The organism is Paraburkholderia sp. RL17-347-BIC-D, assembly GCF_046027915.1.
Taxonomy (GTDB): domain Bacteria; phylum Pseudomonadota; class Gammaproteobacteria; order Burkholderiales; family Burkholderiaceae; genus Paraburkholderia.
In genome coordinates this window covers 12384-25593 of the sequence record NZ_JARESS010000039.1, presented here as the reverse complement: position 1 = coordinate 25593, position 13210 = coordinate 12384, and the positions used below count along the sequence as shown (strand labels likewise).

Sequence of the window (13210 nt, the reverse complement as noted above, 5' to 3'; positions counted from 1 at the left end):
TCTTTATTTGATAGGTATCCTATTTAATCAAAAGACAAATCGTCCTTCCTGAAACAACTTCTTCGAGATTCATGATGTTCCGCCCTTCTACTCCGAACATCGCCAACCTTTCCCGGAGAATGACTTTAGTTTAGCCATCTAAGTTTCGTAGCCAATCAGGTGAATCCCTATCGGCTGATGCCCTACTCGCCGCTGTCGCGCTTGTCACCGCACCGATCGGCGCGCGGCAGTCGCCGTGGCATCGATCGCATGCGTGACAGGATCGATGACGACGCCATAATCCCGCAACGCACCTTCCACCGACACGTAACCGTCGAGTATGTCATCCAGTACCGACTGCGGATCACGTGCATAGGGGTCGCCGTATCCGCTGCCGCCTTGAGACTGATACTGGAATGTCTCACCGGCTTTCAGCTCGAATGCCGCCGAATGCGTAAGCGGTCTCTCATCGTCCGTATCCGGATTGATCGACGAGCGCAGACGCAGGGGACTGCGTCCACCAAATGCACCTTGTGGCTCTCCCGCCTGCATGCGACGGAAGTTGAGCGTGCAGTCTTCCAGTACGCGGTAGCGTTTTCGATAGCCCAAACCGCCCCGAAACTGGCCGGCGCCCGCCGAATCCGCAATTGTTTCGATGCGCTCGACCTGCACCGGATATTCGGTCTCGATGATCTCGACAGGCGTGTACGGCGTGTACTGATGCATCGGATTGACGGCCAGATTGCCATCGTGCGTCGGCGTTCCGCCAAGCGAGGGCGACATCAGTTCATAGGAGACCGCCGGCCTGCCCGAGCGGGCCTGGCGAAAGCCGAGTACTGGCCCCGAGGTGCCAAATCCGCTCGTCGCCACCGCACGTGCGGGATTGAAGCGTGCGAGTGCCATCAGGCACGCGCTGTACAGCATGGCAGTCGATGCAAAATACGATCCGACTGGCGCGGGAAACCTCGCTTCGGTGACCAGGCCGGGCTTACTGACAAGACGAATCGGCCGCAATGCGCCATAGTTAAGCGGAATGGATGGATCCATACTCGTGATGAGCGAGAGTGCCGCCGCGGCAAGTTGCGATTGCGGACGAATGTTTTGCGGGCTTGCCACCTGCGGGCTGCTGCCGGTCACGTCGAATGTGATTGTGTCGGCTTCTTTTCTCACTCTGACGTTAAAGCGTACTGGCGCCTTGAACAGATGACCATCGGCCTCGAAATGGGTTTCACCTGTATATTCTCCGTCCGGCCATTCGAGCAGACCGCGCCTCACGCGTCTTTCGGTAACGTCCTGCAACTCCTGAAACGCCGCGCGGATCGTGTCCACCCCGTAACTCTCACACAGCGCCCTCACCTTCTCCGCACCGACGCGTGTGCAACCAACCTGTGCCTGCAAATCGCCGCGCAACGCATCGGGTTGCCGGCTATTGCGCATCAACAATCGAACGACGTCTTCGATTGGCCCATCTGCCGTCGCATAGCGGACCGCGGGAATCAGAAAGCCTTCGTGATACAACTCGCGCGACGCGCCCGATGCAGAACCGGGCACCATGCCGCCAATATCGCTTTTGTGCGCGATACTCGCCGCAAAGCCGAGCACGTCGCCGTCGAAAAAGATCGGTGTGACGATTGCAATATCGGAAGCATGGAACGAGCCTCCCAGATACGGATCGTTGGCGATGAAGCTGTCGCCCTCATGCATCGTATCCAGCGGGTATTGTTCGAGAATGGCGCGCAACGTGAACTGATAGGGCATCAGGTGGACTTGCGAGCCTGAGAATACCGCGCAGCCGTCGCGGTCTGTAATCACCGCGCTGCCGTCTTTCGACTCGCGCAAAATCGTCGAGTAGCCGCCGTGAAACAGCAGATGTTCCATTGTCGACACGATTTCGCGCAGCCGGTTGTTCAGAACTTCGAGCGTGACAGGATTCACAATCATGATCGCCTCACACCTCCACAGTGATGATCAGCGTGCCGAAGCGCACGACTTCGGCCTTCTGTCGCGGCAGCAGCACCGTAGTCGAATCGAGTTGTTCGATGATCGCCGGTCCTTCGATCACATCACCGCGCCGCAAGCGCTCGCGGTGATACACCGGCGTGTCGATATAGTCGTCGAACTCCTCAAAGCGGGCGCGCCTCGTGCCCACGCGCGCGGCATCCGTGGAGCCCTCTCCTTGCGGCACATCGGGTAAGGTCAGATGAGGGACCGCACTCACGGACACCAGCCGCAAGTTCACGACCTCCGGCGTTTCGTGCGGCGCGGAAATCGCGTATACGCGCAGATGGGCCTCGTCGAATGCACGCCGCACCGTTTCCTTATCTGCATCGAGGAACGGCGGCGCCACGCATGGAATCGTCAGTTCATAGCCCTGATACGGATAGCGCAAGTCCATCTGATAATGCAGTTCCACTTCATCGGACGTGAAACCTTCCGCGTACGCTTCGTCAAGCGCCCGTTCGCGGAGCTCGCCGAACAGCTGATTGATCGTGGCCACGGAGAGCGCTGGTAACGGCGCGGGATGACTGCGCAGGTAGAAATGCTTGACGTCCGTTTGCAGTAGCCCCATCGCGCAACTAATGCCGGGATGCGGCGGCACGATCACGCGTGGAATGCCGACGTTTCGCGCCACGCGCGCTGCGTGTACCGGCCCCGCACCGCCGAATGCCACGAGCGCGAAGGTCCGGTGATCGAGCCCGCGCTCGGCAAACGCAAGGCGCGTATCGACTTCCGTGTTCACATTGACAATCGCGATGATGCCAAGCGCCGCCTCTTCGACGCTCAACCCCAGCGGCTCGGCAATGCGCTTGCGAATCGCTTCGCGCGCAAGGTTCGCGTCGAGCTTGACCTTGCCGCCCACAAGCGCATGCGGTTCAAGATAGCCGAGCACGAGATTGGCATCGGTCACGGTGGGCAACTCGCCGCCGCGGCCGTAACACGCGGGACCCGGCGCGGCGCCTGCCGATTGCGGCCCCGCCTTGAGCAATCCGTCCGGACCGATACGCGCGATTGTGCCGCCGCCCGCGCCCAGCGTGTTGATGTGAATCATCGGCGTGCCGACGTCCTGGTGGTTGATGCTGCCGTCGCGATTTTCCTGGTATTCGCCGCCCACCAGCACGGCGATATCCGTACTGGTGCCACCCATATCGAACGTGACAACATTCGGCTCACCCACGGCCAGGCCGAGTTGTGCACTGAATACCACCCCCGCCGCCGGGCCGGACAGTAACGTCTGGTTTGGATAGTTCGCGGCCATGTCGACACGCATCAGGCCGCCGTTCGACTGCATGATGAAACGTTGCTGTGTCGTAAGATTCAGCTCTTTCAGGCCCGTCGACAGCCGGCGCAGATAGTTCTCGATTACCGGACCAACATAAGCGTCCACCACGGTCGTCGACATACGCTGGTATTCGCGTATCACGGGCAGAATGACGCTCGACAGCGACACGCGGCACCCAGGAAATTCCTCACGAATGATCTGCGCCGTGCGCGCTTCGTGAGCATCGTTCATGAACGAGAAGAGGTACGCCACAGCAATTGCCGACACCCCCCGCTCTCTCAATCGACGCACCGCCGCGCGCACGCCGAGTTCGTCCAGCGGTTCCAGTTCGCTGCCGTCGAAAGCGATCCGTCCGTCGATTTCCTCGATATGGCGCTGACGTACGAGTGGGCCAGGCTTGCGCCAGAATGTATCGATCGCATCCGCACCCACCGGCCGCAATCCACCGCGCAGTTCATATACGGCCCGAAAGCCACGGTTTATCAGCAGCCCCGCCGTCACCCCTTTGTGTTCAAGCAGCGCATTGGTCGCAACCGTAGTGCCATGAGCGAAGAACCGAATCTCGGCCGGTGTCACCGCCGGGAACTCATCCATTAGCGTGGTCAGGGCGTTGAGCACCGCGCGCGAAGGGTCATCCGGGGTCGACGGAACCTTCGTGACATGCAGCGTCTGGCTTGTCACTTCTAGCGCGGCGACGTCCGTAAACGTCCCACCCGTGTCGATTCCGATTATCCAGTTAGACATTCAACACTCCGATGTACTGCGCTCGCGTATTGCTCCCACGAGGCAGCCGGAAAACCACATTCACCCCTGACAATCCGGGCCGCTTCCGTTTTCACTCCAACTCAACTTAGATACCTAACAATATAACGCACAGTCCCACTTTCAACCAGGTAGAACCCTTGCGACGGAAAATATGGCAAGCTGCACGCTGATACGCAAGCGCACAACCGCACGAGCGAATGGGCAAGTGCAAAAGGCCACATGCTTTACGCATGCGGCTCCAGAACTGCGGGATGCGCGGACTAGAGTCCCAGGTAGGCGCGGCGAACGTTCTCGTCGTCGGCGAGCGCCTTCGACCGCCCGTGCAGATGGATATACCCGTTTTCCACGACGTAGGCCTCATCCGAATGCTTAAGCGCCAGCGACGCGTTCTGCTCGACCAGTAGCACGTCGATGCCGTCTTCGCTGACCGAACGAATGATGTTGAGAATGCGTTGAACGATGACCGGAGCAAGGCCCACCGAAGGCTCGTCCATCATCAACAGACGAGGTGCTGCCATCAACGCGCGCCCGAAGGCGACCATCTGTTGCTGGCCGCCGCTCAGCATCGAGGCCTTTGCATTGAGCCTGGTCGTCAGATCGGGAAAGTACTCGAGCACCTGATCGAGCGTGCGCTTGATGGCCACCTTGTCGGTCCTGAGCCACGCACCAATCTTCAGGTTCTCGAGTACCGTCATTGAGTGGAAGAGTCTTCGGCCTTCCGGTACGAGTACGATGCCACGCTGTGTAATCTGATCGGGCTTCAAACCGGTGATGTCTTCGCCGTAGTAGCGCACTCGCCCTTTCGCAACCGGCAGCATGCCGGTGATGCCTTTCATGATGGTCGTCTTGCCGGCGCCATTCGAACCGATCAAGGTGGTCAGCGTGCCATGCTTGACCGCAAAGTCGACGCCGAACACGACGCACACCTTACCGTAGCGGATCTCGAGTCCCTCGACGGCCAGACACTCGCTGCTCATGCATCGTCTCCCAAATAGGCCTTGATCACTTCAGGGTTGGTGCGAATCTCCGCCGGTGTTCCCGAGGCGAGCAGTTGCCCATAGTTGAGCACCATGATCCGGTGCGAAATCCCCATCACCGAACGCATGTTGTGATCGACAAGAATGATCGTCGTGCCGTACTCGGCCTGAATGCGCTTGATGATGTCGATCGCGAAGTTGCTTTCGGTGGAGTTCAATCCGGTGAGCGGCTCGTCAAGGCCGAGCAGAACCGGCCGTGCGGCAAATGCGATCGCAATGCTCAGCATGCGCTGGCGGCCGTGAGGAAGCGTGCCGGCTGTTTGATCGAGAAGCGTCTCTAGTCCCAGCAATTCCGCAGTCTCGAGTACGCGCCGTTTTCGTGACGCGTGATCACGCAGGCTTTGCATCGTGCCGACAAGGATGTTGTCGTAGACGCTCATCGTGCGAAGCAGACTGCTGTGCTGAAACGTACGACCGAAACCGCGACGGCTGATCTTGGTGGCGCGAAGCTTCGTCACATCTTCGCCGCGAAAATAGATGCGGCCGCGCGAAGCTCGCGTGTGCCCGCTAATCACGTTGAATGTCGTGCTCTTTCCTGCGCCGTTCGGACCAATCAGTCCAAGCACTTCGCCTTCTCGAACCTGAAAACTCAGATTGTTCAGCGCCTTGACGCCGCCATACTGCCGGCTAATGCCGTCTGCGACGAGCAGCGGTTCGCTGCTTGAGTTGACCGATGAGTTGGCCGACGAGGTAGCGGGTGTACTCATTGCTTTGACACCTCCGTGCGGCTCCCCACACGCTGTTCCGAGCCGCGAAGCGACGAACGCCATCCAGTCCGCCAGAACGAACCTTCGACTATCCAGCGCCAGACACCCAGCAACCCGTCGGGCAAGACCAACATGCTTGCAGCGATTGCTCCACCGAACACAATCTCTTCCCATTCACTATGACCCTGCAAGGCCTGATCGAGACATGTCAGGATTGCCGCGCCGATCACCGTGCCAATGATGTGACTCTGCCCGCCGATCATGATGTACGCGAGCAGGAACACCGCGACGGAGAACTGGAAGTCCGGCGGGCTGATGATCGCATTCGTAAACGCGGTCAGCGAACCGACGAAACCGACCGCCACCGAAGCAAGTACAAGACAGACCACTTTGACTCGAATGATATCGACACCGACCGACGCCACGATCGAATCGTTGTCGCGAATCGCCTGAAACAGCCTGCCGAGTGGCGAGCGTTCGCAGAGATAGAGAATCAGCATCCATACGCTGCACACACTCAACACCAGTGCGGGCAACCAGCCTTCCATGTAGGGCGGCAGATAGATCCCGACCATGCCCGCATTGCCGCCTACGTAGTCCCACTTCGTATAGATCAGCCCCATCAATGCGGTGAAGGAGAAGCCTATCAGCATGAAATAAGGGCCTTTGACGCGCAGGCATACAACGCCGAACAGGCAACTCGTCACGCCGGCCACCGCGCTACCCAGCAGGATCGCCGCGATAAACGGCCAGCCGAAGTTGACCGTGGCGATTGCCGTGGCGTATGCGCTCAAGCCCATGAACGCTGCGGTTGCAACGTTTTTCTCGCCGATCAGCAGAACAAAGCGCAAGCAGACCGCCGCCAGCGAATTCAGTGCGATCCACATCACCATGCTCTGACCGTAGCGATTTTCCGCAAAGATCGAATAGGCGAGTAGCGCGATGAAGATTGCGGCAACCAACACTCGGCCGACGCGCGGCGTCTTCCTGACCGATTGCCCCGTGAGTGCCACGCTTCCTTTTTCCGTGTTCATACGATCTTCACCGCTTGGCCCATGAATCCGCGCGGACGCAGGAGTAGGAAAATGATCACCAGGATGTTCGACACGATCGCCGCACTGGTGAGGTCAAAGTAATAGCCACCGAAACTCTCAATGGCCGCGATAAGAAAACTGGCGAGAATCGCACCTGGAATACTGCCCAGGCCGCCGACGATAATGATGATGAACGCCTTGACGAGATAGTCGTCACTGATCGTCGGTGTCGTCGAGACCAGCGGAGCGATGAGACCTCCGGCGACTGCCGCGAGGATGGAACCCAGCGCGAACCCGTAGCACGAAATCCGGCGATAGCGGATGCCTTGTAGCATGGCCGCCTCGTAATCGTCCGAGATGGCGCGCAGCGCATTACCCAGACGGGAGCGCTGCACGAACGCGTTGAGCGCGAGCGTGACTCCAATCGCCACGCCGAAGATCAGCAATCGCTGTGCATTGACCACGCCACCTAGCACGGTGATATCGCCTGATACAAGCCGTGGTGTGACGCGTGGCGCACCGCCGAACAACGCGAGCAGGATGCCTTGCCCCATGAACAGGAAGCCCAGCGATAAGGTGAACGACCCGAGCAGGTCGCGCGTGAATTTGTAGAAACCGCCCCAGTACAGCGCCATGGAAAGCACTGCGATGAAAACGATTGAACCGACGAAAGAAGCGACATACGCGGCCCAAACGGGCCAGCCGAAGGCGTTCGTCAATGTCGGTAGCGCACTCGAAATCAGCAACGCCGTAGCGGCAAAGAACTGACCGTGCGCGAAATTGATGATCTTCATCGTGCCGAAGATCAGCGTGAGTCCAAGTGAAAACAGCACATACACCGAACCGATTTCCAGCGTATTGAACAGCAATTGAATGAACAAGCCCATGTCCGCGGTCCTTTGTTCGGTTCGTGTGAAGGTCAGACTTGCAGCAGCATCGGGGACGCCGAACAACAGATCGGGAAAACGTTCACGTGAGCCTCCTCGGTGTGAATCGCCGTCTCATGGACCATTGCATGTTTCCCTATGCGATCCCTGTCTCATGGTGTCGAGCTTTCTTATGCATTTAATATTCGATGTCTAAGATTATGCCAGGGGTACAGTGAAGTCAAGACGAGTGGACGCCCGCGTAAACGCGAAGTGCGACGACGCACAGAGGGTCAAGCGAGTGTGCTGCGATGCGATAAAACAGGCGTCAATTGACAAAGCATGTTCTTTTGTTAGACTGCTAATCGTTTCATCCAAGCGGCTGCGTTCGAGACTCAACAACGCGCTTCGACCACAAGCAAGGAGACACTATGTCCAGATATCTGGTGATCGGCGGCAACGGGGTGATCGGTCACTTTGTCACTCGTGCACTGGTGGAAGCCGGGCATCGCCCCGTTGTGATGTCGCGAAGCGGTAACACTGAACTGATCAGCGACATCGCAGCTTCGTGTGATCTGCTGACTGGCGACGCGTCCGCTGCCGACAGCGTCGACGCCGCGATCAGCGCCCACGGCATCACGCATATCGCGCATCTCGGCGCAACCCTCACGAGCGTGACGGAGAATACGCCCGCGCTCGGTATGCAGTTCAACGTTGGCGGCGCTGCCAACGTATTGGAAGCAGCAAGAAAGCACGGCGTCAAACGCGTAGTGATGGCGAGCAGCAAAGCCGCTTATTCACCCATCAGCGGAGAATTCGCCCATCCGACCTATCGGCCCATGCCGGAGACTGCGCCCACCGAACCCGCTACCGTGTACGGTATCTCGAAGCTGGCGGGCGAATTGCTCGGCCGCTGGTTTCGCGATCGCCACGGGGTTGAATTCGCCGCGCTGCGCTTTGGCTCGACGATCGGACCAGGCAAGATCTCCCGTCATGGTGGCGCGCACAGCAGGTACAGCGTGATTATGGAAAATCCAATGGCGGGGTTGCCGGCTGAGATTCCCAAAGGCGGCGACGCGGTGTGCGACGCACTATTCAACGGCGAGGTAGCGCGCGGCATTATTGCGGCACTCGACGCTCCCCGCCTCAATCACTCGGTGTACAACATCGCAACCGGGACCGGCTTTACGCTGAAGCAGTTTGGTGCGGCCGTCAAACGGCGCTTCCCAGACGCAGAGATATCCATCGGACCGGGTACCGATACCGGATCAATGAATTGCATTCTGGACGTAAGCCGCGCGAAAGAAGATTTGGGTTTCGTAGCCGACCATGATGTTGACCGGATCGTCGACGGCTACATTGCTACCATGCGTCGGCTCAATCTGCAGGCGCCCGCGCCTCACTGAAGCAGTCTGCGGTTCGCAACGGGCGCCGCTCACCGGCGGCGCCGGTGGAACGTACCAGTTGCGTCACTCCTCCTGTTCGAACATGGCCAGTACGACGATGGGCAGCAGTTGCTCCGCGTAAGGTCTAGGGGCGTCCACCCTGATCAGCGTCGAGTCGACGCGATAGTCCCCCATCGATTGTTCCACCTGGCGCTCAATACCCGCGATGGTTTCCTTTTCAGCCGCGCCTGCCTCACCGTCATGCACGAACTGAAGCGTCACCTGGCGCTGCGCCAGATCCGCTGAGATAGAACGGATCTTTTCCGGCAGCGGCCAACTGAGCGCGCGATTGACACTGCCGATCAACTGGCGATGTTCTTCGTTGGTCATGATACCCTCAGGAAAATAGAATTAGATCGCTAATAATGTAGCGTCGCACTACATCCCCTGTCAATTGCCGATTCCGAGGCCTGCGGCAGTGCGCGAACCGTTTGGCGGGTTGGCAGGCTGCCGTGTATCCTTAATCAACAAACAACCTTCCTGGATTGCGATGGCGACCCAACATAACGAAAAACCGGCGCTACCGATGCCGCGCAACTGGCGCGACGCCGTACCGAACGATCGGCTCGGGCACCTGGTCAAGGACGCGGCGCGCGCCATGGCGCGCGGTCTGCAAATTCGCCTGATGGAGCATTCGGTTTCGTATGGTTATTGGCCTTTCTTGCGCATTTTGTGGGAGCGGGAAGGCCTGACTCAGCGCGACCTCGCCGAGCTTGCAGGACTGCGTGAACCAACTGCCTATAACGCGCTGCAGCAAATGGAGAAGCTCGGATACATCACGCGCCGCAAGTTGCCTGGCAACATGCGCAATATCTGCGTTTACCTGACGCCATCGGGAAAGGCGCTTCAGAAGCAACTCATTCCGCTCGCCGAAGATTTGCATGAAGTCGCCGTTCGAGGCATTGCCGACAAGGACCTCGCCATCGTGCGCAAGGCGTTGCAAACCATGGTGCGCAATCTCGAAGAAGACGAACTCGAAGCGAACCGCCTCATGCCGCCTTCGCGCAAGATCGTGTGATGCCCATGACGGGCGATGCGGTTGCAGGAATCGCCGGAAATCGCATGCGCCCAACAAATACTTAGGGATATAATAAAACCGCCTGAAGACCGGCGCTTCGCGCGTGCGCACCGGTCCCAATCTTCATCTCCTGCAGAGCCGCGCGCCGGCATTCCGGATCAGGCGTGACGTGAAAGCATCTATCGGGAAGACGTCCATCGCCGATACGGCGGCACGGGACGGCACGGCGAACGTGCTGCAAGACGGCGTATGCGCTCCGCAACTCTATTGGGGCATTCTGGTCGTCACGCTGAGCACCGCGTTAGGCGCTTTGGACACGGTTATTGCCAATGTGGCGCTGCCGACCATCGCGCAAGACCTGCATGCGTCCCCCTCCGCCTCAATCTGGATCATCAACGGCTATCAGATCGCTATCGCCATTTCGCTACTGCCGTTCTCCTCGCTCGGGGACCGCATCGGCTATCGTGCTGTCTATCTGACCGGCATCACTGTGTTCACGCTCGCGTCGCTCACGTGCGCGCTTTCGCATACGCTCGTCGAGTTGACTTTGTCGCGTGTCGCGCAGGGGTTCGGTGCAGCCGGCATTGCGAGCGTGAATACGGCGTTGGTGAAAACGCTCTATCCCTCCCGCCTGCTCGGCCGCGGTGTCAGCATCAACGCCTCGGTGATCGCCACCGCGTCGGTGGCCGGACCTACCGTAGCCGCGTCGATCCTGTCGATCGCGTCATGGCCATGGCTTTTTGCCGTCAACGTGCCGCTTGGTATCGCGGCGCTCCTGCTCGGATTCGTCGCGCTGCCGAGCAGTCTCACGCATCGCAACCGCTACGATGTGATCAGCGCTTTGCTCAACGTACTCACGATCGGCTCGCTGGTACTGGCTGTCGATGCCTTTGGGCACGGCGGCAACGCGCTGACCGTCATGCTTTATTTGTGCTGCACGGTCTGCGTCGGATACGCGTTCGTCAAGCGTCAGCTCGGTCGCGAGACACCTCTCCTTCCGGTCGATCTGCTGCGCGATCCGGTCTTTGCGCTCTCCGTCGCCACTTCGATCTGCTCATTCATTGCGCAGATGCTCGCATTCGTCTCTTTGCCATTCTTGCTGCAACGGACCTTTGGATACACCCCTGCACATGTCGGCCTTCTCTTGACGCCCTGGCCGCTCGCCGTGCTATGCATGGCGCCCATATCCGGCGTTCTTTCCGACCGCTACCCAGCCGGTGTTCTTGGCGGCATCGGCCTCGCAGCGCTCGCAACCGGGCTTGCACTACTTGCGTGGCTGCCCGCCGATCCTCCGGCCATCACCATCGCCTGGCGGATGGCATTGTGCGGTCTCGGCTTTGGCCTCTTCCAGTCACCCAACAATCGCGCGATTCTGGCCGCCGCACCGCGCGGGCGAACCGGCGGCGCCAGCGGAATGATCGGTACGGCACGCACACTGGGTCAGACAATCGGTGCCGCGCTTGTCGCGTTTGCATTCGAGGTCGTTCCACAGCACGAAGCCAGTGTCGCCCTCGCGGCGGGGGCCGGCTTCTCCGCGCTCGCGGCATGTGTGAGCCTGTCGAGACTCGCCGCCGCACGTCCGGCGAAGTGAACTGCCGCTGCGCGCCGCCATCGCGCTCATTTCCCCACGCGATAGTTAGTTTTTCGAACGGTTTGACGTTGACGCAATAAACATAGATAGCTAATATAAATCAACCTGTTTGACCGCTTCTTCCGTGTGCGGCGCTGCGTGATGAGTCAGCTGATACGCACGACGGATTGTCACTGATCTCTCCCGGAGGTGAACTCATGCTGACAGCAGAACAGAACCAGCTGCTTACGCGCGTTGGTGCAGGAACGCCCGGCGGCGAACTGATGCGCCGCTACTGGCATCCCATTGCCGGTGTCGACGAATTCTCCGACGGCCGCAGCGCGCGTCGCGTACGGTTGCTCGGCGAAGACCTCGTGTTATTCAAGGACCGTCAAGGCCGTTTCGGCTTGATTGCGGAACACTGTCCACACCGGCGTGCGTCGCTCGCATACGGCATTCCTACCGAGGACGGCATTCGCTGCCCGTATCACGGCTGGCACTTCGACGCGCAAGGAAACTGTATCGACCAGCCTAACGAGTCGGCGGAAACGTGCTTCAAGGAACGCGTCAAAACGCCGGCGTATGCAGTCGAAGAACTCGGCGGCATGCTATTCGCGTACATGGGACCGGAGCCGCGCCCGCTGCTGCCGCGCTTCGATGGTTTCGTGATCGAACCGGCGGTACGCATGATCGGACGTGCGGTGATCCCGGCTAACTGGCTGCAGATCATGGAGAACTCGGTCGATCAGGTTCATACGGAATGGCTGCATGGTCATCTGTACGAGAACCTGAAAGAGAAAGAAGGTGTGCGCGTCGCAATTACCAAGAAGCACGTCCGTATCGGCTTTACCGAGTTCGAGCATGGGATCATCAAGCGGCGTCTGCTCGAAGGTCAAAGCGAAGATTGCGACGACTGGCAGGTCGGCCATCCACTCGTGTTTCCGAACATGCTGGCAGTAGGCTATGCGTCGAAGAAAGCGGGCAGCCGCATGTCGTTCCAGATTCGTACGCCGATGGACGACTCGCATACTTTGCACCTCTGGTACACCACGTTCGTGCCGCCTGCAGGCACCGAAATTCCAGCGCATCTGCGCGAACGCGTGCCGGTCTATGAGGTGCCCTATGTCGACCGGCGTGGCGACTATCTGCTCGACATGATCGATTCGCAGGACATCATGGCGTGGATCACGCAAGGTCCGATCGCCGATCGCACAAAGGAAAATCTCGGCTCGACCGACCAGGGCGTGGCGATCCTCAGGCGCATGGTGCATCGTGAACAGGCCAAGGTCACGCGCGGCGAGGACCCGTTGGGCACGGTGCGCGACGCAGCGATGAACGAGCAGATTCATCTGCCGCTGGAACAGGACAAGTATCATTACAACGACGGCTTCACCAGCATGCTCGGGCGCACTCAGGCACGGTATTCACCCTATGCGCGCGATCTCATCCGGCTTTTTTCACCGGAGCACGCCGAGGCCTTCGAGCGCGTTCTGGAGATGCTCTAGAAGC

Annotated in this window: 11 protein-coding genes; 4 read left to right on the top strand and 7 right to left on the bottom strand. The window is 59.3% G+C overall.

What is annotated here, in order from left to right; translation table 11 throughout:
• Positions 1-204 precede the first annotated feature (204 nt).
• From P0D96_RS35115 to P0D96_RS35090, 6 genes are all read right to left on the bottom strand, one after another.
• Complete coding sequence (locus P0D96_RS35115; protein WP_408318248.1) at positions 205-1920, bottom strand: hydantoinase B/oxoprolinase family protein; 1716 nt, start codon at positions 1918-1920, stop codon at positions 205-207.
• A 7-nt stretch (positions 1921-1927) separates the two neighbouring features.
• Positions 1928-4003 (bottom strand): hydantoinase/oxoprolinase family protein, encoded by a 2076-nt coding sequence (locus tag P0D96_RS35110; RefSeq protein ID WP_408318246.1) that lies wholly within the window; start codon positions 4001-4003, stop codon positions 1928-1930.
• 281 nt (positions 4004-4284) lie between these two features.
• Positions 4285-5001 carry an ABC transporter ATP-binding protein gene (locus P0D96_RS35105; RefSeq protein ID WP_408318244.1) on the bottom strand — a complete coding sequence of 239 codons (717 nt, stop codon included), beginning with the start codon at positions 4999-5001 and terminating at the stop codon, positions 4285-4287.
• Positions 4998-5768, bottom strand: a complete 771-nt coding sequence (locus P0D96_RS35100) for an ABC transporter ATP-binding protein (RefSeq protein WP_408318242.1) — start codon at positions 5766-5768, stop codon at positions 4998-5000. Before P0D96_RS35100 ends, P0D96_RS35105 begins: the two co-directional genes overlap by 4 nt.
• Positions 5765-6802 carry a branched-chain amino acid ABC transporter permease gene (locus P0D96_RS35095; RefSeq protein WP_408318240.1) on the bottom strand — a complete coding sequence of 346 codons (1038 nt, stop codon included), beginning with the start codon at positions 6800-6802 and terminating at the stop codon, positions 5765-5767. Before P0D96_RS35095 ends, P0D96_RS35100 begins: the two co-directional genes overlap by 4 nt.
• A complete protein-coding gene (locus P0D96_RS35090) occupies positions 6799-7689 on the bottom strand; it encodes a branched-chain amino acid ABC transporter permease (protein WP_408318238.1) in 891 nt (296 codons plus the stop codon). Before P0D96_RS35090 ends, P0D96_RS35095 begins: the two co-directional genes overlap by 4 nt.
• Before the next feature lie 410 nt (positions 7690-8099).
• Here P0D96_RS35090 and P0D96_RS35085 point away from each other — a divergent pair, with 410 nt between their 5' ends.
• Positions 8100-9074 carry an NAD-dependent epimerase/dehydratase family protein gene (locus P0D96_RS35085; RefSeq protein ID WP_408318236.1) on the top strand — a complete coding sequence of 325 codons (975 nt, stop codon included), beginning with the start codon at positions 8100-8102 and terminating at the stop codon, positions 9072-9074.
• Positions 9075-9137: 63 nt separating this feature from the next.
• Here P0D96_RS35085 and P0D96_RS35080 read toward each other — a convergent pair whose 3' ends face one another.
• The gene (locus tag P0D96_RS35080; RefSeq protein WP_408318234.1) at positions 9138-9443 is read right to left on the bottom strand and encodes a MafI2 family immunity protein; all 306 of its coding nucleotides are present in this window, start codon (positions 9441-9443) and stop codon (positions 9138-9140) included.
• Positions 9444-9531: 88 nt separating this feature from the next.
• Here P0D96_RS35080 and P0D96_RS35075 point away from each other — a divergent pair, with 88 nt between their 5' ends.
• The 3 genes from P0D96_RS35075 (at position 9532) to P0D96_RS35065 (ending at position 13206) form a co-directional block, all read left to right on the top strand.
• Entirely contained in the window at positions 9532-10131 is a 600-nt protein-coding gene (locus P0D96_RS35075) for a MarR family winged helix-turn-helix transcriptional regulator (RefSeq protein WP_408318232.1), read from the top strand.
• 169 nt (positions 10132-10300) lie between these two features.
• Positions 10301-11722 (top strand): MFS transporter, encoded by a 1422-nt coding sequence (locus P0D96_RS35070; protein ID WP_408318230.1) that lies wholly within the window; start codon positions 10301-10303, stop codon positions 11720-11722.
• A 197-nt stretch (positions 11723-11919) separates the two neighbouring features.
• Complete coding sequence (locus P0D96_RS35065; protein WP_408318228.1) at positions 11920-13206, top strand: Rieske 2Fe-2S domain-containing protein; 1287 nt, start codon at positions 11920-11922, stop codon at positions 13204-13206.
• Positions 13207-13210: the final 4 nt, after the last annotated feature.